This is a genomic window from Baekduia sp., from assembly GCF_035685985.1.
Classification (GTDB): Bacteria; Actinomycetota; Thermoleophilia; order Solirubrobacterales; family Solirubrobacteraceae; genus Baekduia.
The window spans coordinates 582,778-604,894 of sequence record NZ_DASRZV010000024.1 but is presented as its reverse complement, the minus strand read 5'-3'; the positions used below and the strand labels follow the sequence as shown (position 1 = coordinate 604,894).

The 22,117-nt window shown below is 73.5% G+C and carries 21 protein-coding genes and 1 pseudogene; 9 read left to right on the top strand and 13 right to left on the bottom strand.

Annotated features, from left to right (window positions below):
* The first annotated feature begins 47 nt into the window (after window positions 1-47).
* Complete coding sequence (locus VFG42_RS15185; RefSeq protein ID WP_324909583.1) at window positions 48-899, top strand: DUF5069 domain-containing protein; 852 nt, start codon at window positions 48-50, stop codon at window positions 897-899.
* Here VFG42_RS15185 and VFG42_RS15180 read toward each other — a convergent pair.
* From VFG42_RS15180 to VFG42_RS15165, 4 genes are all read right to left on the bottom strand, one after another.
* Complete coding sequence (locus VFG42_RS15180; RefSeq protein ID WP_324909582.1) at window positions 880-1,617, bottom strand: acylphosphatase; 738 nt, start codon at window positions 1,615-1,617, stop codon at window positions 880-882. The genes VFG42_RS15185 and VFG42_RS15180 overlap by 20 nt on opposite strands.
* Window positions 1,614-2,102, bottom strand: a complete 489-nt coding sequence (locus VFG42_RS15175) for an SRPBCC family protein (protein ID WP_324909581.1) — start codon at window positions 2,100-2,102, stop codon at window positions 1,614-1,616. The genes VFG42_RS15180 and VFG42_RS15175 overlap by 4 nt, the downstream gene beginning before the upstream one ends.
* Entirely contained in the window at window positions 2,086-2,436 is a 351-nt protein-coding gene (locus VFG42_RS15170; RefSeq protein ID WP_349260426.1) for a metalloregulator ArsR/SmtB family transcription factor, read from the bottom strand. Before VFG42_RS15170 ends, VFG42_RS15175 begins: the two co-directional genes overlap by 17 nt.
* A gap of 121 nt (window positions 2,437-2,557) precedes the next feature.
* The gene (locus tag VFG42_RS15165; protein ID WP_324909579.1) at window positions 2,558-4,069 is read right to left on the bottom strand and encodes an NAD(P)/FAD-dependent oxidoreductase; all 1,512 of its coding nucleotides are present in this window, start codon (window positions 4,067-4,069) and stop codon (window positions 2,558-2,560) included.
* A gap of 110 nt (window positions 4,070-4,179) precedes the next feature.
* Between VFG42_RS15165 and VFG42_RS15160 the strand changes: the two genes are divergently transcribed.
* Both VFG42_RS15160 and VFG42_RS15155 read left to right on the top strand, forming a co-directional pair.
* Window positions 4,180-5,403 carry a PucR family transcriptional regulator gene (locus VFG42_RS15160; protein WP_324909578.1) on the top strand — a complete coding sequence of 408 codons (1,224 nt, stop codon included), beginning with the start codon at window positions 4,180-4,182 and terminating at the stop codon, window positions 5,401-5,403.
* Window positions 5,400-6,164: a polysaccharide deacetylase family protein gene (locus VFG42_RS15155; protein ID WP_324909577.1), complete on the top strand. Its 765-nt coding sequence runs from the start codon at window positions 5,400-5,402 to the stop codon at window positions 6,162-6,164. Before VFG42_RS15160 ends, VFG42_RS15155 begins: the two co-directional genes overlap by 4 nt.
* Before the next feature lie 8 nt (window positions 6,165-6,172).
* Here the strand turns inward: VFG42_RS15155 and VFG42_RS15150 are convergent, their stop codons facing one another.
* On the bottom strand, window positions 6,173-6,505 hold the full coding sequence (locus tag VFG42_RS15150) for a dihydrofolate reductase family protein (protein ID WP_324909576.1): 333 nt from the start codon (window positions 6,503-6,505) through the stop codon (window positions 6,173-6,175).
* Between VFG42_RS15150 and VFG42_RS15145 the strand changes: the two are divergent.
* Window positions 6,458-6,934: pseudogene (locus tag VFG42_RS15145) on the top strand (ABC transporter ATP-binding protein); the annotation flags it as partial. The gene VFG42_RS15150 and the pseudogene VFG42_RS15145 overlap by 48 nt on opposite strands.
* 105 nt (window positions 6,935-7,039) lie before the next feature.
* Here the strand turns inward: VFG42_RS15145 and VFG42_RS15140 are convergent.
* Window positions 7,040-8,410, bottom strand: a complete 1,371-nt coding sequence (locus tag VFG42_RS15140) for an NAD-dependent succinate-semialdehyde dehydrogenase (RefSeq protein WP_324909575.1) — start codon at window positions 8,408-8,410, stop codon at window positions 7,040-7,042.
* A 208-nt stretch (window positions 8,411-8,618) separates the two neighbouring features.
* On the opposite strand from VFG42_RS15140, the gene VFG42_RS15135 reads away from it, so the two are divergent.
* The 3 genes from VFG42_RS15135 (at window position 8,619) to VFG42_RS15125 (ending at window position 11,519) form a co-directional block, all read left to right on the top strand.
* Window positions 8,619-9,758 carry a hypothetical protein gene (locus VFG42_RS15135; protein ID WP_324909574.1) on the top strand — a complete coding sequence of 380 codons (1,140 nt, stop codon included), beginning with the start codon at window positions 8,619-8,621 and terminating at the stop codon, window positions 9,756-9,758.
* The gene (locus VFG42_RS15130; RefSeq protein WP_324909573.1) at window positions 9,755-10,378 is read left to right on the top strand and encodes a response regulator transcription factor; all 624 of its coding nucleotides are present in this window, start codon (window positions 9,755-9,757) and stop codon (window positions 10,376-10,378) included. Before VFG42_RS15135 ends, VFG42_RS15130 begins: the two co-directional genes overlap by 4 nt.
* Before the next feature lie 85 nt (window positions 10,379-10,463).
* Window positions 10,464-11,519: an SDR family oxidoreductase gene (locus tag VFG42_RS15125; protein ID WP_324909572.1), complete on the top strand. Its 1,056-nt coding sequence runs from the start codon at window positions 10,464-10,466 to the stop codon at window positions 11,517-11,519.
* On the opposite strand, the gene pcaG is transcribed toward VFG42_RS15125, so the two are convergent.
* Window positions 11,516-12,112, bottom strand: a complete 597-nt coding sequence (pcaG, locus tag VFG42_RS15120) for a protocatechuate 3,4-dioxygenase subunit alpha (RefSeq protein ID WP_324909571.1) — start codon at window positions 12,110-12,112, stop codon at window positions 11,516-11,518. The two genes, VFG42_RS15125 and pcaG, sit on opposite strands and share 4 nt — an antisense overlap.
* A gap of 3 nt (window positions 12,113-12,115) precedes the next feature.
* The gene (pcaH, locus tag VFG42_RS15115; RefSeq protein ID WP_324909570.1) at window positions 12,116-12,892 is read right to left on the bottom strand and encodes a protocatechuate 3,4-dioxygenase subunit beta; all 777 of its coding nucleotides are present in this window, start codon (window positions 12,890-12,892) and stop codon (window positions 12,116-12,118) included.
* Window positions 12,893-12,935: 43 nt separating this feature from the next.
* Between pcaH and VFG42_RS15110 the strand changes: the two genes are divergently transcribed.
* The gene (locus tag VFG42_RS15110; RefSeq protein ID WP_324909569.1) at window positions 12,936-13,904 is read left to right on the top strand and encodes a LysR substrate-binding domain-containing protein; all 969 of its coding nucleotides are present in this window, start codon (window positions 12,936-12,938) and stop codon (window positions 13,902-13,904) included.
* A 17-nt stretch (window positions 13,905-13,921) separates the two neighbouring features.
* Here VFG42_RS15110 and VFG42_RS15105 read toward each other — a convergent pair whose 3' ends face one another.
* The 4 genes from VFG42_RS15105 to VFG42_RS15090 are packed head-to-tail and all read right to left on the bottom strand — an operon-like array spanning window position 13,922 to window position 19,337.
* Entirely contained in the window at window positions 13,922-15,439 is a 1,518-nt protein-coding gene (locus VFG42_RS15105; protein ID WP_324909568.1) for a carboxyl transferase domain-containing protein, read from the bottom strand.
* The gene (locus tag VFG42_RS15100; protein WP_324909567.1) at window positions 15,436-17,289 is read right to left on the bottom strand and encodes an acetyl/propionyl/methylcrotonyl-CoA carboxylase subunit alpha; all 1,854 of its coding nucleotides are present in this window, start codon (window positions 17,287-17,289) and stop codon (window positions 15,436-15,438) included. Before VFG42_RS15100 ends, VFG42_RS15105 begins: the two co-directional genes overlap by 4 nt.
* On the bottom strand, window positions 17,286-18,200 hold the full coding sequence (locus VFG42_RS15095) for a hydroxymethylglutaryl-CoA lyase (protein WP_324909566.1): 915 nt from the start codon (window positions 18,198-18,200) through the stop codon (window positions 17,286-17,288). The genes VFG42_RS15100 and VFG42_RS15095 overlap by 4 nt, the downstream gene beginning before the upstream one ends.
* 3 nt (window positions 18,201-18,203) lie before the next feature.
* Window positions 18,204-19,337, bottom strand: coding sequence for an acyl-CoA dehydrogenase family protein (locus tag VFG42_RS15090; RefSeq protein WP_324909565.1), 1,134 nt, complete (start codon window positions 19,335-19,337; stop codon window positions 18,204-18,206).
* 64 nt (window positions 19,338-19,401) lie between these two features.
* Here VFG42_RS15090 and VFG42_RS15085 point away from each other — a divergent pair, with 64 nt between their 5' ends.
* Window positions 19,402-20,004 (top strand): TetR/AcrR family transcriptional regulator, encoded by a 603-nt coding sequence (locus tag VFG42_RS15085; RefSeq protein WP_324909564.1) that lies wholly within the window; start codon window positions 19,402-19,404, stop codon window positions 20,002-20,004.
* A gap of 15 nt (window positions 20,005-20,019) precedes the next feature.
* Here VFG42_RS15085 and VFG42_RS15080 read toward each other — a convergent pair whose 3' ends face one another.
* Window positions 20,020-22,056 carry an NAD(+) synthase gene (locus VFG42_RS15080; protein WP_324909563.1) on the bottom strand — a complete coding sequence of 679 codons (2,037 nt, stop codon included), beginning with the start codon at window positions 22,054-22,056 and terminating at the stop codon, window positions 20,020-20,022.
* Window positions 22,057-22,117 lie beyond the last annotated feature (61 nt).

Here is a 22,117-nt window from a genome sequence, read left to right as displayed (position 1 = left end):
AACCTGAAGGTCAGGTGAGGAGCGCGCCACGCGCTAGGTTCGCTCCCATGGCCCTCTCCTCCCCGTTGCGCCCGATGGACGCCACGCTGGACGGCTACGTCTGGCTGCCGCGGATGATCGACAAGGCCCGCGCGAAGCGAGCGGGGACGCTGGGCGACGCGGTGCATCCGTGTCCGGTCGACCGGCGCACGTTGAAGCACTTGGGCGTGAAGTACGAGGACTTCGCGGCGATCGTCGCGCGGACGAAGGCCGACGAGGAGGTGCTCGTCGAGCTGCGCGCGCTCGGGATCCCGTCGGCCCAGGAGGCGTGGTTCGACGTGCTCGCCTGGGAGGACGCGCTGCGGGAGATGGTGTGGCGGTCGGGCGGCGAGACGATCAGCGACCGCGCCGAGCGCAACGTGATGATCTTGAGCGCGACCGACGAGCTGACCGTGACGTGGTCGCGGTACGCGACGGGCCAGCGCGGGCCCGACCTGCACCTGCACCACGAGCACGCCGACGCGTTCTACATCTTGACCGGGTCGATGCGCTACGAGCGCGGCGCGCACGGCGAGCACGTGCTCGACGCGCCGGCCGGGACGCTCGTGGTCGTGCCGGCGCTGGTCGGCCACTCGTTCGCCAACGTCGAGGCCGAGGACGTGACGTGGCTGAACTTCCACGCGCCGGACGCGGGCTTCGCGCGCTTCCTGCGCACCGACGAGCCGTTCGACAGCGACGACGTGCCGCTGCAGGGCGACGGCGGGCGCGGGCTGGGCGCCGCGCTCGTGTCGGTCGTCGCGGGCGAGGCGTTCGCGTTCGCGGGCGCGGGCCTGCGCTTCCGCACCGACGGCTTCCGCGCCGAGGTGCGCGCCGCGGGGGCGGCGGGCGACGGCGCGCCGGTCAGCTACTGCCTGGTGTAGGCAGGGGCTTCCCGGTCATCACCGACTCGGGCCGCTCGACGACCACGTCGCTGCCGGGGCGCGCGTCGTCGTCCTTGCGCTTGACCAGCAGCCACTGCGGCTTCTTGGCGTCGCCGCGCCCGGTGCGCTGCAGCGCGAAGCCGCCGTTGAGCTTCTCGCCGTGCAGGACGAAGACCGCGTGGCCGCGCTCGTCGATGGCCTTCGGCCACGGCACGCGGCCGCCCTGCTCGTAGGTGCCGCGATCCCAGACGATGACGGTGTCGCCCTCGTAGGCGTTGTGCGACATGTCGTGGTCCTCGACCTGGACCGCGAGCCGCTTGACGGCCGGATCGAGCGACGGGCCCTTGGGCACCGCCCACGAGCGCATGACGCCGTCGACCTCCAGGCGGAAGTCCCAGTGGTGGGCGGTCGCCCGGTGCTCCTGGACGACGAAGACGCCGGCGGGCACGCCGCGCGGCGCGAACTGCTCGTGGCCCTCGCGCTTGGCGGCGTCGAGCGCGACCGCGTCGGGGCCGACCCGCTCGCCGAGGAACGCGGTCAGCCGCGCGAGCGCGTCCGGGTCGCCCTCCGCGTGCACGCGCACGACGCCGTCGTCGTCGGCGCGCGCCCAGCCGAGCAGCTCCAGCGCGCGGGCGCGCGCGATGACGGCGTCGCGCAGCGCGGCCGGATCGGGCGATCCGGCCGCCGCGGCTCGGAAGGCGCTGCCGCTGGGGCTCACGCCAGGGACTTTGCCACGTCCTCCAGCGCGTCGAAGGACTCCTGCAGGCCGCCCTCCATGCCCGAGTCGACGTGGCCGTCGCGGTGCTCCTTGGACGAGTGCTGGACGAGCGTGCGCAGCGTCGTGCGGCCGTCGCGCTCGACCAAGGTCATGGTGTTGACCGACGCCGCGTCCGGGAAGCCCTCGAAGACCTCGGTCGAGACGATCCTCTCGCCCGGCACGATCTCGCGGTACTCGCCGTGGAAGGCGACCTCGAACGCGCCGCCGTGCGCCGACATCACGTAGCGCCACGCGCCGCCGACGCGCAGGTCGATCTCGACGCTCGTCACCTCGCCGCGCCGGCCCGCCCACCAGCGCTTGACCAGCTCCGGCTCGGTCAGCGCGCGCCACACCAGCGCCGCGGGCGCGTCGAACTCGCGCTCGATCAGGATCTGGTCGTCCGCGGGCAGCGTCACGACCGCCTTGCCACTATTGGTCACCGGCATCTCCTGTCTCCTTCTTGAGGTCCTCCAACACGGCGTCCAGCGCCTCGTACCGCTCGGCCCACAGCGCCGCGAAGCCCGCGACCCAGTCGTGGATCGGCTTCAGCGCCGGGCCGTGGAGCGAGTAGAGCCGCCGTCGCCCTTCCTCCCGCACACCGACCACCCCAACTTCCCGCAGCACCCGCAGGTGCTTGGACACCTGCGGCTGCGCGAGCCCCGTCGCCTCGACGAGGTCGTTCACCGACCGCTCCCCGTCCGCCAGCAGATCGACGATCTGCCGGCGCCGGGGCTCGGCCAACGCTCCGAACACGTCCGCGGTGGTCGCCGTGGGAGCCATGGCGAACATCATATACCGATATCAGCATATGTCAAGGCGAACGAAGACGCGGGTCACTCCGAACGCCTATACGACGCTCGGAGTGACCCGGACCTCGAGCCGGGCCCGCGGCGGCGAGCCGCTAGGCGGCGGCGACGGCGAGCGCGGCGTCGTCGGACGCGGCGCCCGCGCGGCGCTCGAAGCGCAGCTCGGGGTCCTGGATCGGGCCCTTGCGGAGGTTCTTGACGTCGGTCGCGTAGCTCATCGCGAGCTTCCACGGGCCGGTGGTGCCCTGGCGCGGGAAGAGGTGCACCGAGCGCTGGACGTAGCCGGCGCCGAAGTCCAGCAGCGGCCGCGACTCCATCGCCGGGTCGCTGGGGTGCGCGACGCAGGTGTCGGCCTGGGTGCGGTCCATCTCGCCGAGCAGGCGGCCGAGGAACTCGCAGACGATGTCGACCTTCAGCGTCCACGACGAGTTGGTGTAGCCGATGGCGAACGCGTAGTTGGGGACGTCGCTCAACATCATGGCCTTGTAGACCAGCTTGTCGGGCAGGCTGACCGGCGTGCCGTCGACGGTCAGCTCGATGCCACCGAAGGCCAGCAGGTCCAGGCCCGTGGCGGTGACGACGACGTCGGCCTCCAGCACGGCGCCGGACCGCAGGCGGATGCCGGTCGGCGTGAACGACTCGACCTGGTCGGTGACGATCGAGGCGTCGCCCTTCTTGATGGCCTTGAAGAGGTCGCCGTTGGGCACCGCGCAGAGGCGCTGGTCCCACGGGTCGTAGCTCGGGTTGAAGTGGACGTCGACCGGATAGCCCTCGGGCAGCTGCTTCTTGACGCCGAGCGTCAGCAGCTTGCGCAGCGCCTTGGGGTAGCGGCGGCTGATCGCGTAGACCGCGCGCTGCTGGAAGATGTTCTTGCGCCGCGTCAGCTTGTAGGCCAACTGCGGCGACAGGCGCCGCTTGAGCAGCATGCCGATCGGGTCCTTCTTGGGCACCGAGGCGATGTAGGACGGCGAGCGCTGGAGCATCGTGACGTGCGCGGCGTCGGGCGCCATCGCGGGGACGAGCGTCACGGCCGTCGCGCCCGAGCCGATGACCACGACGCGCTTGCCCGCGTAGTCGAGGTCCTCGGGCCAGTGCTGCGGGTGGATGACGTCGCCCGCGAAGTCGGCGATGCCGGGGAAGTCCGGCGTGAAGCCCGCCTCGTAGTTGTAGTAGCCGCTGGCCGAGAACAGCCAGCCGCAGGTGATCGTCAGCGGCTCGCCGTCGGCCTCGGCGCTGACCGTCCAGCGCGCGGTCGCGCTGTCCCACGCGGCGCCCAGCACGCGGTGGCCGAGGCGGATGTGGCGGTCGATGCCGTTCTCGCCGGCCGTCTCGCGGATGTACTCGAGGATCGCGGGGCCGTCGGCGATCGACTCGTCGGCGCGCCAGGGCTTGAACTCGTAGCCGAACGTGTGCAGGTCCGAGTCCGAGCGGATGCCCGGGTAGCGGAACAGGTCCCAGGTGCCGCCGGTGGCCTCGCGCGCCTCGAAGATCGCGTAGGTCTTGCCGGGCTGCTCGGTCTGCAGGTGGTAGGCGCAGCCGATGCCGGAGACGCCGGCGCCGACGATCAGGACGTCGACGTGCTCGACAGCGGGGACGGTGGCGGTCATGGTCCTGGAGGATGCTCGACGGTACACCTTTGTACCAGGGCATAACGCACCGGATTGCGCGCACGAGGTGGGCAGATCGCCCACGGTCCGGTACCGTCGGCGCGACGCCCATGTCGACGACCGCCATTTGGCCCGCGCCCTCCCCCACCGTCGCCGCGCTGATCCGCACCGGCGCGACCGCGTTCCTGGAGGACCCGGGCGGCCTGTTCGAGGAGGTCGACGCCGCCGTGCTGGCCGCCACGCCGAGCCGGCTCAGCGGCGACCCGGCGATCACCGCCGCGACGGTCGCGACCAACCACGCCAACATCGTCCACTGGGCCAACGCCAACGTGCGCCGCCCCGGCGAGCCGGTGCCCGCGAACCTCAGCCCCGCGGTCGTCGACATCGCGCGCGACATCGTCCGCCGCGGCCTCGACGACGCGACGTCGCTCAACACGTACAGGATCGGCCAGAACGTGGCCTGGCGGTTCTGGATGGCGCGCGCGTTCGCGCTGACCGACGACCCCGAGGTCCTGCGCGAGCTGCTGGACGTCACCGCGCGCTCGATCTTCTCGTTCGTGGACGAGACCGTGGAGGGCATCCAGGACCTCATCGACGCCGAGCGCGAGCAGCTCCTGCACGGCACGCACGCCGAGCGGCTGGAGACCGTGACGCTGATCCTGGAGGGCGCGCCGATCACCGTCGAGCGCGCGAGCGCGCGGCTGCGCTACGAGCTGGCCGCGCGGCACACCGCGGCGGTCGTGTGGAGCGACGCCGACGGCCCGCTGGAGCCGGCGGCCGAGGCGCTGGCCGCGGCGGCCGGCGCGAGCCGCCCGTTCATGGTCAGCGCGACGGCGCGCACGCTGTGGGTGTGGTGGTCGGGCGGCGACGGCGCGCCCGACGCCGACGCGCTCGGCGCCGCGCTGCCCGAGCACGTCCGCGCCGCGATCGGCACGACCGCGAGCGGGATCGACGGCTTCCGCCGCGCCCACCACGACGCGCTCGCCACCCAGCGGCTGATGCAGCGGATGCCCGCCGACCGGCGCGTCGCCCGCTACGAGGACGTGCAGCTGGTGGCCTTGACCGACGCCGACGAGGCCCGCACCGCCGACTTCGTCGCGCGCACGCTCGGCGAGCTGGCGACCGCGCCCGAGGAGCTGCGCGAGACGCTGCGCGTCTACCTGCGGGAGGGCTCCAGCGCCTCGCGCGCGGCGCGCGCGCTGTTCACCCACCGCAACACGGTGCTCAACCGGCTGACCCGCGCGCGCGAGCTGCTGCCCGCGCCGCTGGAGGGCCGCGGGCTGCCGGTCGCGCTGGCGCTGGAGATCGTCCACTGGCTGGGACTGCGGACGTGAGGCGCGGCCGGATCCTGGCGGTCGCGTCGGCGGTGGCCCTGCTCGTCGGCTGCGGCGCGGGCGACGAGCGCCACACCGCGCACGCCTCCGCGAGGGCCGTGCCGATCCTCGTTTACCACCACCTCGGCGATCCACCCCAGGGCGAGCGCAACCCGTCGCTGTGGGTGACGCCGCGGCGCTTCGCGCAGCAGCTCGACGCGCTCCGGCGCGCGGGGTTCCGGGCGGTCACGCTCGCGAAGGTGTGGGCGGCGTGGCACGGCGGCGGCACGCTGCCGTCCAAGCCGATCGTCCTCACCTTCGACGACGGCTACGCGCCGCAGGACACGATCGCCCGTCCCGCGCTGGCGCGCCGGGGCTGGCCGGGCGTGCTGAACCTCCAGCTCGGCCGCGTCGGCGTGGCCGGCGGGCTCTCGCGCGCGGCCGTCCGGCGGATGGTCGCCGCCGGCTGGGAGGTCGACGACCACACGATCACGCACCCCGACCTCACCAAGGTCTCCCCCGCCGTGCTCCGCGCCGAGGTCGCCGGCTCCCGCGCGACGCTGAAGCGCGAGTACGGCATCGACACCCGCTTCTTCTGCTACCCCTTCGGCCGCGTCGACGCCCGCGTCCGCGCGGCCGTGCGCGACGCCGGCTTCGTCGCCGCGACGACGATCGTCCGCGGCCTGGCGACGCCCGGCGACGACCCGTTGGAGCTGCCGCGGATCATCGCCGGCCGCGCCACCACGCCGGCCGAGCTGGTCCGGCGCGCCACCGACGGCTAGATCACCCTCTAGGCCGCGGGCCGGTAGGACTGCAACACGACGCCGCCGTCGAGCGCGCACGAGGAGGCGAGCGTCAGCCCGATCGTGTCGGTCGTGTCGGGGAAGACCCGAAAGCCCGAGCCGAGGATGACCGGGAAGACCTGGAGGTTGAGCTGGTCGACCAGCCCGCGGGTCAGCAGGAAGTGCGCGAGCGTCCGGGAGCCCGCGGCGACGAGCACCGGGCCGTCGGCGCCGTCCTTGACCGCGCGGACGCGGTCGGCGAGGCGGTCGTCGCCCGGGATCACCGTGGTGTTCTGCCAGGGCGACGAACCCAGCGACGACGACACCACGACCTTCTTCATGGTGTTGATCTTGCTCTACGGCGCCTGGCCGGGACGCCCGGGGCCTCCATGACGCCGTCGAGGGAGTCCGGCCGCGGCAAGTCCACCGCCCTGCGGATGCTCGCCGGGCTGGAGGAGGTCAGCGACGGCGACGACGTGACCAGGCGCTCGCCGAGCGACCGCGACATCGCGATGGTGTACCCGCACATGACGGTCGCGCAGAACATGTCCTTCGCGCTGCGGCTGCGCAAGATGTCCAAGGCCGAGGTGCGCGCCAAGGTCGCCGAGACGGCGCGGGCGCTGGAGCAGGAGCCGCTGCTGGACCGCAAGCCCGGCCAGCTCTCCGGCGGCCAGCGCCAGCGCGTGGCGATGGCGCGCGCGATCGTGCGCGACCCGAAGGCGTTCCTGGTGGACGAGCCGCTCTCGAACCTCGACGCCAAGCTGCGCGTCGACCCGGACGCGCTGCACGTCTTCGACGCGACCGACGGGCAGCGGCTGGAGGGCTAGGCCGCCCGCCCCGCCGAGGCGGAGCGGGCGGTCCGAGGCGGCTCCGCGTCAGCCCGCGACGCGGATGAGCTTCTTGTTGACGAACTCGTCCGCGCCGTAGCGGCCGAGCTCGCGGCCGAAGCCGGACTGCTTGACGCCGCCGAAGGGCAGCTCGACGCCCTCGGCGCCGACGGCGTTGACGAACACCATGCCGGCCTCGATCTGGTCGGCGACGCGCAGCGCCTGGTCGGGGTCGTTGGTGAACACGTAGGAGCCCAGGCCGTAGGGCGTGTCGTTGGCGAGCTTGATCGCCTCGTCCTCGGAGCCGGCCTTGTAGACCTGCGCGACCGGGCCGAAGAACTCCTGGCCGTAGGCGGGGTTGTCGGGCGTGACGTCGGCGATGACCGCCGTCTTGAAGAAGTTGCCCTCACGCCCGCCGCCGGCGACGAGCTTGGCGCCGCCGTCCAGCGCGGCCTGCACCTGCTGCTCCAGGCGGTCGGACGCCAGCGCCGACGACAGCGGGCCCATCGCGGTGCCCTCGGCCTTCGGGTCGCCCGGCTCGACGGCCGTCAGCGCCGCGGAGAACTTCTCCAGGAACGAGTCGTACAGGTCGTCGGCCACGATGAAGCGCTTGGCCGCGTTGCAGGCCTGGCCGCCGTTCTCCAGCCGGCCGCCGACCGCGGACTCGACGACCGCGTCGAGGTCGTCGGTCTTGAGCACGATGAACGGGTCGCTGCCGCCCAGCTCGAGGACGACCTTCTTGAGGTGGCGCCCGGCCTGCTCGGCGACCGCCGCGCCCGCCCGGCCCGAGCCGGTCAGCGAGATGCCCTGCACGCGCGGGTCGGCGATGACCGTCGAGATCTGGTCGTTGGTCGCGTAGATGTTGATGTAGGCGTCGGCCGGGACGCCGGCCTCGTGGAAGATCTGCTCCATCGCCGCCGCCGACTCCGGGCACTGCGGCGCGTGCTTGAGCAGGATCGTGTTGCCGATCACCAGGTTCGGGCCGGCGAAGCGGGCCACCTGGTAGTACGGATAGTTCCACGGCATGATCCCCAGCAGGACGCCGATCGAGGAGCGGCGGACCAGCGCCGAGCCCTCGCCGTCGAGCAGGTCGATCGGCTCGTCGGCCAGCAGCTTGGGGCCGTTGTCGGCGTAGTACTGGTAGATCGCGGCGCTGAACTCGACCTCGCCGACCGCCTGCTCGATGGGCTTGCCCATCTCGCGGGTGATGATCTCGCCCAGCTCCTGCTTGCGCTCCTCGTGCAGCTCGCCGACGCGCCGGACGATCGCCGCGCGCTCCTCGACGGTCATGCCCTTGCTCCACGACGGGTGCGCGGCATGAGCGCGACCGATCGCGCCCTGCAGCTCGTCGTCGGTGATCGTCGGATAGGTCTTGAGGGTCTCGCCCGTAGCGGGATCGACCACCGCGTAATCGCTCATGGCCCTATTGCATCACGCCCGCCGCATGCCGGAGCGTCGGCCCGCCGAATCGACCGTGCGCCATTCCGGCGTACGCCCGGCCGATGTCGCGCTCCGGACGCCGGTCCGAGGCAACGGCGCCCCGACGCCTGGGCCCGCGCGATCTCGGCCCACCCGGTCGGGGGGTCTGACCCCGCCCGACCCGCCCCCTGCGCGAGGATGAGAGGCGATGGATGCCGGGACGGAGCGGTCGCACGCCCACGTGGCGATCCCGGCGCTCGAGCTGCTGGTGGAAGTTCTCGCGCGCCCGGTCGACGCCGAGGGCGACAGCGAGGAGCGGTTCTACTCGCACCTCGCCGGCGCGGTCTGCCGGATGGCGTCGATGCGCCGCGCGCTGATCTTCCGCTACGACGACGCCACGCGGCGCGTGCGCGTCGCGGGCACCCACGGCGTCGACCCCGCCGCGTTCAAGGACGTCCACATCTCGGTCGAGCTGGCGCCGCTGGCCGCCACCGCGCTGGCCGAGGACCGCGTGGTCGAGGCGCTGGCCGGCGACGAGCACCCGATCGCGCCGGAGTTCGCCGAGCTCGCCGGTCCGGGGCCGCTGATCTACGTGCCGATCACCGCCGCCTCGCGCTGGCCGGGCGTGATGCTGCTGGAGCCCGAGCCCGAGGTCGTCCCGTTGAACGGCGCGCTGCGCGACTTCCTCTGGGCCCTGGGCAAGACCTTGGCCTTGATCTCCTTCGCGCGCATCGCGACGTTCCACGGCGAGCGCGCCCGTCAGCTCGAGGACCGCCTCGACCTCGCGCGCGACATCCACGACCGCGTCATCCAGCGGCTCTTCGGCGTCTCGCTGGCGCTCACCCGCCCGCTGGACGACGAGGCGCGCCGCCGCTGCGGCGAGGAGATCCAGATCGCGCTGGCCGACCTGCGCAGCGCGCTGCAGCGCCCGCTCGGGCGGCCGTCGCGCGAGACCGGCACGACGCTGGCCGCCGAGCTGAAGCGGTTGAGCGCACGCCATCCGGACCTCCACCTCGACGTGGTCACGCCGGTCCCCGACGTGCCGCCGGCGCTGGAGCCGCTGGCGCAGTCGGTCCTGGCCGAGGCGGTGCGCAACGTGCGCAAGCACGCCACCGCGTCGGAGACCACGATCCGCGTCAAGCGCGAGAACGGCGTCTTCGTCCTGGAGGTCTCCAACGACGGCGCGCGCGACGCGCCGCAGCGCGCGGCCGGCCCGCCCGGCATGGGGCTGCGCCTGGCGGCGCTGGAGGCGATCCAGGTCGGCGGGGTCGTGGAGTTCGGCGCGCAGCCCGGCGGCCGCTGGCAGGTGCGGCTGGCGGTCCCGACCGACATGGAGGACCTGACATGAGCGCGACCGCTTCGAGCGGGTTGAAGGTCTTGGTCGTCGACGATCACGACGTGGTCCACTGGGGCTTTCGCGTGATGCTGTCGGAGCTGTCGTGGGTCGAGCGCTGCCTGTCGGCGCGCAACGGCGAGGAGGCGGTCGCGCTGACGCGCCGCCACGCGCCCGACGTCGCGCTGGTCGACCTGTTCGTCGGCGAGGAGTCCGGCCCGCAGATCTGCGAGCAGCTGCACCTCGCCCACCGCGGCGTGAAGGTGCTGCTGATCTCCGGCGCCGGGCGGATCTCGGCCGAGGCCGCGGCGGCCTGCGGCGCGGCGGGCTTCGTCCCCAAGGACTGGCCGGCGGCCGACATCGCCCGCGCGGTGCGGATGGTCGGGCTGGGCATGTCGATGTTCGAGCCCGACACCGCCGCCACGGCCGGCGCGACGCGCCCGCCGCTGACGCCGCGCGAGCGCGAGGTGCTCGAGCTGGTGGCGACCGGCGCGACCAACCGCGAGATCGCCGAGCGCCTGCACCTCTCGCCGCACACGGTCAAGGAGCACACCTCCTCGCTGTACCGGAAGTTGGAGGCGCGCAACCGCGCCGACGCCGTGCTGCGCGGGCAGCGCATGGGCCTGCTGACCTGACACACCCACCCGCTGGGCGCGGGTCCCCCCGGGCGGGGGGTTCTCCCGCGCGCGGGCGGACGCGGGCGTCAGGCTCGACGATCTGATGGCCATCGTCTTGACCGGCGCGACCGGGTTCCTCGGCGGCGAGCTGCTCGTCCGCCTGCTGGAGCACAGCGATCACGACGTGATCGCGTTGGTCCGCGCGCCGGACGACGAGGCCGCGGCCGCCCGTCTGGACGCCACGCTGGCGGTCCTCCTCCCGCCCGGATCGGTGCCGGACGGGCGCGTGCGCGCGGTCGCGGCGCATCTCGATCGGCCCGGGCTGGGACTCCCGGACGCCGCGCGAGACGCGCTCGCGGCCGACGCGCAGGCGATCGTCCACTGCGCCGCGTCGGTGTCCTTCACGCTGCCGCTGGACGAGGCGCGGGAGATCAACGTGGGCGGGACGCGCGCGATGCTCGACCTCGCGAACGCCGCCCCCGACCTGGAGCGCTTCGTCCACGTCTCGACCGCCTACGTCGCGGGCGACCGCCCCGGGCCCTACCGGGCGTCCGAGGGCGATGTCGGCCAGACGCCGCGCAACACCTACGAGCAGACCAAGCTCGAGGCCGAGTCCTGCGTGCTGGACGCCGGGCTGCCCAACACCTCCATCTTGCGGCCGTCGATCGTCGTCGGCGACTCGCGCACCGGCTGGACCCCCGCGTTCAACGTCATCTACTGGCCGCTGCGCGCGTTCGCGCGCGGGCTGCTGCCGGTCGTCCCCGGCGACCCGGCCGCGCCGGTCGACGTCGTGCCGGTCGACACGGTCGCCGACGCGTTGTTGGAGCTGTCGGTCGGCCCTCCGCGGCGCGGCACGTTCCACGCGGTGGCGGGCGACGACGCGCCGACCGCCGGCCGCCTGAGCGAGCTGGCCGCACGCCTGTTCGGCGCCGCGCCGCCCGAGTTCGTCGGGCCGGGCGCCGCCCCGGAGATCGAGCGCCGCGCGGGCGCGTTCTTGCCGTACTTCCGCGTCCGCGGGCGGTTCGCGTCCTCGGCGGGCGAGGACGCGCTGGCCCCGGCGGCGCCGCCGCTGGAGCGCTACCTGCCGACGCTGCTGCGCTACGCCGACGCCGCGGCCTGGGGCCGCCAGGCGCGGCCCCGCTGGGCGGCGTCGACCTAGACCGCGAAGAACACGGTCTCGCCCTCGCCCTGGAGGCGGAGGTCGAGCACGTAGCCGCCGTCGCCGTCGGGCTGGGCGATGAGCGTGTCGCGTCGATCGGCCGGGACCGACCGCAGCACCGGGTCGGTCGCGTTGGCTTCCGCCTCGTCGGCGAAGTAGATCCGCGTGACGACGCGGTCCAGCAGCCCGCGGCAGAAGAGCGACACGTCGACATGGGGCGCTTGCAGCACCTCGCCGCCGCCCGCCACCGCGACCGGCACGCGGCCGGGCTTGACCGTGAGGATCGCGTAGGTGCCGTCGCCGCGCTCCTCCCCGTGGCGGCCGAAGCCGCGGAAGCCCGCCAGCGTCGACGTGAGACGGTCCCCACCCACCCCCGCCCCGTGCAGATCCGGGAAGCGGCCGTCGGGATCGCACTGCCAGGTCTCGATCATGTGGTCGGGGATCGGCGCGCCGCGGCCGTCGTAGATCGTGCCGTGCAGGCGGATCGCGCCGGGCGTGCCCTCGGGCACGACGTGCGGCCCGTCGCCCCACGGCAGGCCGATCGCGTAGTACGGGCCGACGGTCTGCGACGGCGTGGTCGGGAAGATCGCCATGGCCTAGAACGCCTCCTCGAACGGCGTGGCCGCCGGGCCGCGCAGGTAGATGTCGAACTCGTAGCACTGCGCCCAGTTGGCCTGGGTGCCGTGGACCGAGAACGACGCGATCATCCGCTGCCGGGCGGCCTCGTCGCGGACCGAGTTGTAGATCGGGTCGTAGGCGAAGAACGGGTCGCTCGGGAAGTACATCTGGGTGACCAGCCGCTGGGTGAACGCGCGGCCGAGCAGGCTGAAGTGGATGTGCGCCGGGCGCCACGCGTTGTGGTGGTTGCCCCACGGGTACGGGCCGGGCTTGACGGTGGTGAACTCGTAGCGGCCCTCGTCGTCGGTGACGCAGCGGCCGGCGCCGGAGAAGTTGGGGTCCAACGGCGCGTCGTAGCGGTCGACGCGGTGGCGGTAGCGCCCGGCGGAGTTGGCCTGCCAGATCTCCACCAGCGTGCCGCGCAGCGGCTTGCCCTCGGTGTCGAAGACGCGGCCGCGGACGATCAGGCGCTCGCCGATCGGCGCGCCGTCGTGCTGGCGCGTGAGGTCGTGGTCGAGCGGGCTCATCCGCGCGGCGTCGCCCAGCGCGGGGCCGGTCAGCTCGGTCAGCGACTGCGGCAGGTAGAGCAGCGGCTGCTTGGGGTGGCGCAGGTGCGTGGACTTGTACCCGGGCGAGTCCAGCGGCGGGTCGGCCGCGTCCGGCCGGATGTAGCTGCGCGGGGTCTCGCCGTCGTCGATCCAGGGGACCTCCGTCGGCTCGGCGTCGCGCGTCCTCTCCTCCTGCGGGGCGCTCATGCGCCCAGGCTACGCCGCCCAGGAGCAGAAGTAGAATTCGGGAATGACGGGAAGTTCCCGCGAATCGCTCATGTACCCGCCGCTGGACCTGCGCCAGGTCCAGTGCTTCGTCGCGGCGGCCGCCGGCGGGACGATGACCGCGGCGGCCGGCGAGCTGCACCTGTCGCAGTCGGCGGTGTCGCTGGCCGTCGCGGGCCTGGAGCGGCGGCTGGGCGTCCAGCTGCTGGTCCGCCGCCGCGCGCGGCCGCTGCTGCTGACGCCCGCCGGCCGGCGGCTGCTGCCGACCGCGCGCGAGCTGCTGACCTCCGCGGAGGACCTGCGGCGCGAGGCCGCCGCGACGTCCGGCGTCGCCGGCCCGCTGACCGTCGGCTGCTTCACGACGCTCGCGCCGCTCGTGCTGCCCGAGCTGTTGGACGCCTTCCTCGCGGACCACCCCGAGGTCGACCTGGGGTTCTTGGACGGCCCCGTGCCCGAGCTGGAGGCGGCGATGCGCGCGGGCGCCTGCGACCTGGCGATCGTCGACGTGCTCGACGCGTCGCCCGACGTGGAGTTGGAGGCGCTGATGGGCGTGCGCCCCTACGCGCTGTTCGCGGCCGACGACCCGATGGCGCGGCGTCGCTCGGTGCGTCTGGAGGACCTGGCGCGCCGCGACGACCTGATCCTCTTCTCGCTGCCGCCCAGCGCGGCGTTCCTGATGGGGCTGTTCGCCGCGCGCGAGCTGGAGCCGCGGGTGCGGCACCGCACGTCGTCGCACGAGCTGGTCCGCGGCCTGGTCGGCCGCGGCCTGGGCTACGCGCTGCTGGCCACGCGCCCGGCGCACGACCTCACGCACGAGGGCCGCGAGGTCGTGGCGGTCCGGATCGCCGGCGACGTGGCCGACGCGCGCTTCGCGCTGGCGCGCGTGCGCGGCAGCCGCCTGACGCGGCAGGCGGCTGCCTTCGCGCGCCTGTGCCGCGAGCGGCTCAGCGCCCCAAGCGATCCGGGTCGGTCTATGACGAATAGTTCGTCATAGACCGACCCGGATCGGGCCTACATGCGGAAGACGCCGTAGCCGACCGGCTCCAGCGGCGCGTTGGCGCACGCGGCGAGCGCGCGGGCCAGGACCGTGCGGGTGTCGCGCGGGTCGATGACGCCGTCGTCCCACAGGCGCGCGGTGGCGTAGTAGGGCCGGCCCTGGCGGTCGTACTGCTCCTTGAGCTGCGCCCCGACCTCGGGCTGGCCGACCTCGGTCATGACCGTCGCGGCCTGCTCGCCGCCCATCACGCTGATCCGCGCGTTGGGCCACATGAACAGGAAGCGCGGCGAGTAGGCGCGGCCGCACATGCCGTAGTTGCCGGCGCCGAACGAGCCGCCGACGATCATGGTGATCTTGGGCACGCGCGCGGTCGCGACCGCGGTGACGAGCTTGGCCCCGTCCTTGGCGATCCCGCCCGCCTCGTAGTCCTTGCCCACCATGAACCCGGAGATGTTCTGGAAGAACAGCAGCGGGATGCCGCGGCGGTCGCACAGCTCGATGAAGTGCGCGGCCTTCAGCGAGGACTCGCTGAACAGGATCCCGTTGTTGGCGATGATCCCGACCGGGTGGCCGTCGAGGTGCGCGAACGCGGTGACGACCGTCGTGCCGTACAGCTCCTTGAACTCCTGCAGCGCGCCGCCGTCGACCACGCGGCGCAGCAGGTCGCGCGCGTCGTAGGGCGTGCGGGTGTCGACCGGGACGAGGTCGAGGATGTCCTCCACGTTGCCCTGGGGCGGGCGGGGCGTCTGGCGCGCCCACGGCGCCGGCGCGTCGGGCGGCAGCGTCGCCACGATGTCGCGGACGATCTCCAGGGCATGGTCATCGTCTTGGGCGAGGTGGTCGGCGACGCCGGAGGTGCGGGCGTGGACGTCCCCGCCGCCCAGCTCCTCGGCGGTGACCTCCTCGCCGGTGGCGGCCTTCACCAGCGGCGGGCCGCCGAGGAAGATCGTGCCCTGGTGGCGGACGATGACGGTCTCGTCGCTCATCGCCGGGACGTAGGCGCCGCCCGCCGTGCAGGAGCCCATCACGCACGCGATCTGCGGCACGCCGAGCTTGGACAGGTTGGCCTGGTTGTAGAAGATCCGGCCGAAGTGCTCGCGGTCGGGGAAGACGTCGTCCTGCATCGGCAGGAACGCGCCGCCCGAGTCCACCAGGTAGACGCACGGCAGCCGGTTGTGCAGCGCGATCTCCTGCGCGCGCAGGTGCTTCTTGACCGTCATGGGGTAGTAGGTCCCGCCCTTGACGGTCGCGTCGTTGGCGACCACGACGACCTGGCGGCCGCGCACGACGCCGATGCCCGCGACGACGCCCGCGCCCGGCGCGGCCCCGTCGTACAGGTCCTCGGCGGCGAGCGCGCTCAGCTCCAGGAACGGCGCGCCCGGGTCGCAGAGGCGCTGCACGCGGTCGCGCGGCAGCAGCTTGCCGCGCTCGACGTGCCGGGCGCGGGCCCGCTCGCCGCCGCCCGCGCGGGCGCGGGCGAGGCGCTCGTCGAGGTCGGCGATCAGGGCCAGGTGGTCGTCTCGGTGGCTCATGCCGTCTCCTCCTCCACGACCGCCACCAGCGGCTGCTTGAGCGCCACGCGGTCACCGGGGCTGAGCGCGAGGCCCTCGATCACGCCGTCGCGCGGCGCGGTGATCGACAGCTCCATCTTCATCGACTCCAACACGATCAGGACGTCGCCCTCGCGGACGGCGTCGCCGTTGGCCACGTTGACGGCCCAGACCGTGCCGGGCATCGGCGCCTCCAGCGAGCCCTCGGGCAGCGCCGCGCCGGAGCGGTCGGGCCGAGCGGTGCGGACCGTGGCGTGGTGGCCGTCGCGGGCGACGTGGACGGCGTCCTCGCCGTCGAGCGCGATCGCGTAGCGGCGGGTGACGCCGTCGAGCGTGACGGCGAAGCGGCCGTCGCCCGTCGCGCGCACCGCCGCCCCCTCCCACCGCCGCTCGCCGACCGCCACCGTGCCGTCGGCGACGCGCGCCTCGCCGAGGCCGTCGGCCAGCGCGCGGCGCCAGGGGCCGGCGGGCGTGGCGGTGCCGGCGGCGGCGAGCATCGCGGCGGCGAGGAGGTCGTCCGGCGGCGGTGGCGCCAGCTCCTCCAGCACGCGCTCGAGCAGGTTGGTGTCCATCTCGCCGGCGCGGACGTCGTCGCGGGCGATGAGCGCGCGGGTGAACGCGGCGTTGGTGGTGACGCCGGCAATGGCCAGCGTCGCCAGCGCGCGGTCGAGGCGGTCCAGCGCGGTCGCGCGGTCGTCGGCGTGGGCGACGACCTTGGCCAACATGGGGTCGTACGACGTGCCGACGACGCTGCCGGCGCGGATGCCCGAGTCGACGCGGACGCCTCGGTCGGTCGGCTCGTCGTAGACGCGCACGGTGCCGGTGGCGGGCAGGAAGCCGTTGACGGGGTCCTCGGCGTAGAGGCGCGCCTCGACGGCGTGTCCGCGCGGGACGAGGTCGTCCTGGGCGAGCGCCAGCGGCTCGCCCGCGGCCACGCGCAGCTGCTGCTCGACGAGGTCGACGCCGTAGACCAGCTCGGTCACCGGGTGCTCGACCTGCAACCTGGTGTTCATCTCCAGGAAGAAGAACTCGGACGCGTCGCCGGGCGCGATGAACTCCACCGTGCCCGCGCCGACGTAGCCGCACGCGGACGCCAGCGCGACCGCGGCGTCCCCCATCCGGGCGCGCAGGTCGGCCCCGACCACGGGCGACGGCGCCTCCTCCACCACCTTCTGATGGCGGCGCTGCAGCGAGCACTCGCGCTCGCCGAGGTGCAGCACGGTGCCGCGGGCGTCGGCCAGGACCTGGATCTCGATGTGGCGTGGGCGCTCCAGGTAGCGCTCGACGATGACGCGGTCGTCGCCGAACGCGGCGCGAGCCTCGCGCTGGGCGGCGGCGGTCGCCTCCTCCAGCTCCTCGGCGGCGCGCACGACGCGCATGCCCTTGCCGCCGCCGCCCGCGACCGCCTTGACGACGACGGGATAGCCGCCATCGTCGCCGGACGGGACGACCGGCACGCCCGCGGCCGACGCCGCGTCCTTGGCCGCGCCCTTGTCCCCCATCAGCTCGATCGCGCTCGGCGGCGGGCCGATCCACGTCAGCCCGGCGTCGGCGACCACGCGCGCGAACGCCGCGTTCTCGCTCAGGAAGCCGTAGCCGGGATGGACGCTGCGCGCACCGGCGGCGCGCGCGGCGCGCAGCAGCTCGTCGGCGTCGAGGTAGGAGGCGATCGACACGGTGGTGTCGGTCGCGTCGGCGTGGGCGGCGCCGGCGTCGGCCTCCGTGACCACGCCGACCGTGCGCAGCCCGAGCGCGTGCGCGGTGCGCGCGACGCGGATCGCGATCTCGCCGCGGTTGGCGATCAGGACCGGGCCGAGGTCGCGCAGGCTCATCGCCACTCCACCGGCCCGGCGACCAGCGTGTGCGAGCCCAGCGGCCGGCCGAGCACGTCGCGGACCGCGCGCGCCGCGTCCAGCAGCTTGTCGAGGTCGATCCCGGTGTCGACGCCCATCTCGTGCAGCATCGAGACGAGGTCCTCGGTGGCGATGTTGCCCGTGGCGCCCGCGGGGACCGGGCAGCCGCCCAGCTCGCCGAACGAGGACTCGAACGACGTGCAGCCCGCCTCCAGCGCGGCGTACACGTTGGCCAGGCCCTGGCCGCGCGTGTTGTGGAAGTGGGCGGTCAGCTCGACGTCCGGCCCGAGCGCCTCGCGCGCGGCGCGGAAGAACTCGCCGACCTGCAGCGGGTTCGCCATCCCGGTGGTGTCGCCGAAGCCGATCTCGCTCACGCCCGCCGCCATCAGGCGCGCCGCGATCGCGAAGACGCGCTCGGGCGGCACGTGGCCCTCGTAGGGGCAGCCGAAGGACACGCTGATGACCCCTTCGGCGCGCAGGCCCTCGTCGACCGCGCGGCCGATCACGCGCTCCAGGCCGGTCAGCGACTCCTCGACGGAGCGGTTGACGTTGGCCTTGTTGTGGGACTCGCTCGCCGACATGAAGCAGTTGATCTCGGAGAACCGGTCCCGGTGGGCGAGCGCGTTGTCGAAGCCGCGCTCGTTGGGGATCAGGACCGTGACCGCGACGTCGTCGGGAACCGCGATGCGCTCCAGCACCTCGGGGCCGTCGGCCAGCTGCGGGATGACGTCGGCGCGGACGAACGAGGTGACCTCCAGCCGCTTGACGCCGGTGGCGCCGAGCAGGTCGACGAGCTTGACCTTGTCGTCGGTCGCGATGACCTCGGGCTCGTTCTGGAACCCGTCGCGCGGGCCGACCTCCCGCACGCGCACCGCGGACGGCAACACCATCGCCTACGCCCCCAGCGCGCGGGCGATGACCATCTGCTGGACCTCGTCGGTGCCCTCGCCGATCGTGAGGATCTTGGCGTCGCGGTAGAAGCGGCAGACCGGGTACTCCTCGATGAAGCCGTAGCCGCCGTGGATCTGCACGGCCTCCTCGGTGCAGCGCACGGCCAGCCGGCCGGTCTTCAGCTTGGCCTGCGCGGCGGTCAGCGTGAAGTTGCGGCCCTGGTCCTTCAGCCACGCGGCCTTGTAGGTCAGCAGGCGCGCGGCCTCGATCTCGGTCGCCATGTCCGACAACTTGCCCTGGATGGCCTGGAACTTGGAGATCGACCGCCCGAAGGCCTGGCGCTCCTTGGCGTACTTCAACGCCTCGTCCAGCGCGCCCTGGGCCAGGCCGACGCCCATCGCGGCCACGCCGATGCGGCCGATGTCGAGGATGTGCAGGAACTGCTTGAAGCCGCTGCCGCGCGGGCCGAGCAGGTTCTCCTCGGGGACGCGGCAGCCGTCGAAGGACAGCGGGCGCGTGTCGGACGCGTTCCACCCCATCTTGCGGTACGGCTCGCCCTGGTCGTAGCCCGGCGTTCCGTTCTCGACGATGAGGTTGGAGATCTCCCCGTCGCCGGTCCGCGCGGTGATCGCGACGTGGCCGGAGATCGACGTGCCGGCGTTGGTGATGAACTGCTTGGCGCCGTCGACGACCCAGCCGTCGCCGTCGAGCGCCGCGCGGGTCTTGACGTTGCCCGCGTCGCTGCCGGCCTCCGGCTCGGTCAGTCCGAAGGCGCCGAGCTTGCGGCCCGCGCAGAGGTCCGGCAGGTACTGCTCCTTCTGGGCCTCGGAGCCGAAGAGGTAGATCGGCTGCGTGCCCAGCGACGTGTGCGCGCACATCGTGATCGCCACCGACGAGTCGACGCGCGTCAGCTCCTCGACGGCGATCGCGTACTGCAGCGCCGTGCCGCCCGCGCCGCCGACGGACTCGGGGAACGGGATCCCCATCCACCCCAGCTGCCCCATCTTGGCGACCAGGTCGTAGGGGAAGGACTTGGTGCGGTCCAGCTCCTCGGCGACCGGGGCGACCTCGCCGGTGGCGAAGTCCCGCACGGTCTCCTGCAGCAGCCGGGTGTCGTCGTCGAGGTCGAAGAGCATGCGCGGAGCGTACCGAATGATCGTTCGAAGTTCGAATGCTCGTTCGGTACGCTGGGTGGTCGAGATGCCCGCTCGCCCCGAACGCGCCGCGCTGCGCGACCGCTACGACCGCCGCCGGGCCGAGGTCGTCCTGGACGCCGCGCGCGTCTTCGCCGCCCGGGGCTACGACCAGACCTCGGTGCCGCAGCTCGCGTCGGAGCTGGGCCTCGCCGCCGGCAGCCTGTACCACTACTTCGGCGGCAAGGAGCAGCTGCTGATCGCGATCTGCAACGAGATCATGGATCCGCTGCTGGAGCGCGCCGCCGAGCTGGAGGCCTCCGGCCTGCCGCCCGTCGAGCACCTCCGCGCGTTGGCCCGGATCTGGGTCGCCCACGTGATCGCCCACCGCGACCACATGCTCGTCTTCCAGCAGGAGCGCCACGTCATCGACCACGGCGACCAGTGGCGCCAGGTCCGCGCCGACCGCAAGCGCTTCGAGACGCTGGCCGACGCCGCGCTGGCCGACGTGGAGCGCGCCGGCGCCGCGCGGTTCGACGACCGCCGGCTGGCGCTGTCGGCGCTGCTGGGCATGGTCAACCACACCGCCCAGTGGTACCGGCCGCGCGGCCGGCTGTCGCCGGAGGCGATCGCCGACGGCTACACCGACCTGCTCGTCGCGGCGGCCTAGCCGCCCGCCGCGGCGTCAGGGCAGGTCGTCGAAGCGCGCCAGGTCGGCGAGCCAGGCGGCGGCGGTGGAGTCCGACGGCGCGCGCCAGTCGCCGCGGGGCGACAGCGAGCCGCCGGCGACGACCTTGGGGCCGTTGGGCAGCGCCGAGCGCTTGAACTGGGCGAAGGCGAAGAAGCGCCGGCAGAAGACCTCCAGCCAGCGGTGGATCTCGGCCAGGTCGTAGTCGTCGCGCTTGGCGTCGGGGAAGTTCGGCGGCCAGGTCCCCTCCCCCGCGTCGCGCCACGCGTGCCAGGCCAGGAACAGGATCTTGGACGGCCGGAAGCCGTAGCGCAGGACGTGGAACAGGGTGAAGTCCTGCAGCGCGTAGGGCCCCACCTTGCTCTCGGTCGACTGCAGCTCCTCGCCGGGCACCAGCTCGGGGCTGATCTCGGTCTCGAGGATCCTGCCGAGCGTCTCGCCGACGTGCGCGTCGAACTGGCCGGAGCCGATCACCCAGCGGATCAGGTGCTGGATCAACGTCTTGGGCACGCCGGCGTTGACGTTGTAGTGGCTCATCTGGTCGCCGACGCCGTACGTCGCCCAGCCCAGCGCCAGCTCGGAGAGGTCGCCGGTGCCGAGGACGATCCCGCCGCGCTGGTTGGCCGCGCGGAACAGGTAGTCGGTCCGCAGGCCGGCCTGGACGTTCTCGAACGTGACGTCGTAGACCGGCTCGCCCCTGCCGTAGGGGTGGTCCAGCTCCCGCAACATCAGCTCGGCGGTCGGGCGGATGTCCAACTCCTGCCAGGTCACCTCCAAGGCCTCCATCAACGCGATGGCGTTGGCCTTGGTCTCGTCGCTGGTCGCGAAGCCCGGCAGCGTGAAGGCCAGGATGTCGCTCCGGGGTCGGCCCGCGCGGTCCATCGCGCGCGCGGCGACGATCAGCGCGTGCGTGGAGTCCAGGCCTCCGGAGACGCCGATGACGACCTTCGGCTCGCCGATCGCGCCCAGGCGCTGCCGCAGCCCGGCGACCTGGATGTTGTAGGCCTCGTAGCAGTCCTGCTCCAGGCGGGCGGGATCGCTGGGCACGAACGGGAAGCGCTCCAGCCTGCGGCGCAGGCCGAGGTCGCCCTCGCGCGGCAGCGCCAGCGTGAACGGCACGCGCCGGAACGCGTCGCCGCCGCCCACGACGGCGCGGCGGTTGTCGTCGAAGGTCCCCATCCGCGCGCGCTCCTGGCGCAGCAGGTCGAGGTCGACGTCGGCGATCGACGCGCGCGGGCCGTCGGGGAAGCGCTCGGTCTCGTCCAGCAGCACGCCGTTCTCGTAGATCATGGTCTGGCCGTCCCACGAGAGGTCGGTCGTCGACTCGCCCTGCCCCGCCGCCGCGTAGGCGTAGGCGGCCAGGCAGCGCGACGAGGCGCTGCGCACCATCAGCCGGCGGTCCTCGGCGCGGCCGACGGTGATCGGGCTGCCCGACATGTTCACCAACACGGTCGCGCCCGCCAGCGCGGCCTCGGCGCTGGGCGGCACCGGCACCCACATGTCCTCGCAGACCTCGGCGTGCACGACCAGGCCGGGCACGTCGTCGGCCTCGAACAGCAGGTCGCGCCCGAACGGGACGTCCTCGCCGCCGACGCGGATCGTCCCCCGCTCCTCCTCGCCGGAGGCCAGCTGCCGGCCCTCGTAGAACTCGCGGTAGGTCGGGATGTAGGACTTGGGCGCGACGCCCAGGACCCGGCCGCGGTGCACAACGACCGCGCAGTTGTACACGCGGTGGCGGTGGCGCAGCGGCGCGCCGACGACGAGCACCGGCAGCAGGTCCGCCGACCCGTCCACGACCGTCCCCAGCGCGGCCTCGACGCCGTCCAGGACCGCGTCCTGCAGCAGCAGGTCCTCGATCGAGTAGCCGGTCAGCCCCAGCTCGGGGAACAGCGCCACCGACACGCCCTCCTGCCCGCACGCGCGGGCCTGCGCGAGGATCGCCTCGGCGTTGGCCGGCGGATCGGCGATGGCGGTCGGCGTCGTGCACGCCGCGACGCGGACGAAGCCGTGCTGATGGAGGTTGCGGAAGCTCATTCATCGGGGAGCGTACCCGTACATGAAGGCTTCCACGGGTCACGGCTCGGCGCGCAGGACC

Excerpts from the sequence above, each read along its gene's own strand:
- VFG42_RS15185 (WP_324909583.1), top strand. The coding sequence starts at position 48 with ATGGCCCTCTCCTCCCCGTTGCGCCCGATGGACGCCACGCTGGACGGC.
- VFG42_RS15175 (WP_324909581.1), bottom strand. The coding sequence starts at position 2,102 with ATGCCGGTGACCAATAGTGGCAAGGCGGTCGTGACGCTGCCCGCGGAC.
- VFG42_RS15170 (WP_349260426.1), bottom strand. The coding sequence starts at position 2,436 with ATGGCTCCCACGGCGACCACCGCGGACGTGTTCGGAGCGTTGGCCGAG.
- VFG42_RS15165 (WP_324909579.1), bottom strand. The coding sequence starts at position 4,069 with ATGACCGCCACCGTCCCCGCTGTCGAGCACGTCGACGTCCTGATCGTC.
- VFG42_RS15160 (WP_324909578.1), top strand. The coding sequence starts at position 4,180 with ATGTCGACGACCGCCATTTGGCCCGCGCCCTCCCCCACCGTCGCCGCG.
- VFG42_RS15150 (WP_324909576.1), bottom strand. The coding sequence starts at position 6,505 with ATGAAGAAGGTCGTGGTGTCGTCGTCGCTGGGTTCGTCGCCCTGGCAG.
- VFG42_RS15140 (WP_324909575.1), bottom strand. The coding sequence starts at position 8,410 with ATGAGCGATTACGCGGTGGTCGATCCCGCTACGGGCGAGACCCTCAAG.
- VFG42_RS15135 (WP_324909574.1), top strand. The coding sequence starts at position 8,619 with ATGGATGCCGGGACGGAGCGGTCGCACGCCCACGTGGCGATCCCGGCG.
- VFG42_RS15130 (WP_324909573.1), top strand. The coding sequence starts at position 9,755 with ATGAGCGCGACCGCTTCGAGCGGGTTGAAGGTCTTGGTCGTCGACGAT.
- VFG42_RS15125 (WP_324909572.1), top strand. The coding sequence starts at position 10,464 with ATGGCCATCGTCTTGACCGGCGCGACCGGGTTCCTCGGCGGCGAGCTG.
- pcaG (WP_324909571.1), bottom strand. The coding sequence starts at position 12,112 with ATGGCGATCTTCCCGACCACGCCGTCGCAGACCGTCGGCCCGTACTAC.
- pcaH (WP_324909570.1), bottom strand. The coding sequence starts at position 12,892 with ATGAGCGCCCCGCAGGAGGAGAGGACGCGCGACGCCGAGCCGACGGAG.
- VFG42_RS15110 (WP_324909569.1), top strand. The coding sequence starts at position 12,936 with ATGACGGGAAGTTCCCGCGAATCGCTCATGTACCCGCCGCTGGACCTG.
- VFG42_RS15105 (WP_324909568.1), bottom strand. The coding sequence starts at position 15,439 with ATGAGCCACCGAGACGACCACCTGGCCCTGATCGCCGACCTCGACGAG.
- VFG42_RS15100 (WP_324909567.1), bottom strand. The coding sequence starts at position 17,289 with ATGAGCCTGCGCGACCTCGGCCCGGTCCTGATCGCCAACCGCGGCGAG.
- VFG42_RS15095 (WP_324909566.1), bottom strand. The coding sequence starts at position 18,200 with ATGGTGTTGCCGTCCGCGGTGCGCGTGCGGGAGGTCGGCCCGCGCGAC.
- VFG42_RS15090 (WP_324909565.1), bottom strand. The coding sequence starts at position 19,337 with ATGCTCTTCGACCTCGACGACGACACCCGGCTGCTGCAGGAGACCGTG.
- VFG42_RS15085 (WP_324909564.1), top strand. The coding sequence starts at position 19,402 with ATGCCCGCTCGCCCCGAACGCGCCGCGCTGCGCGACCGCTACGACCGC.
- VFG42_RS15080 (WP_324909563.1), bottom strand. The coding sequence starts at position 22,056 with ATGAGCTTCCGCAACCTCCATCAGCACGGCTTCGTCCGCGTCGCGGCG.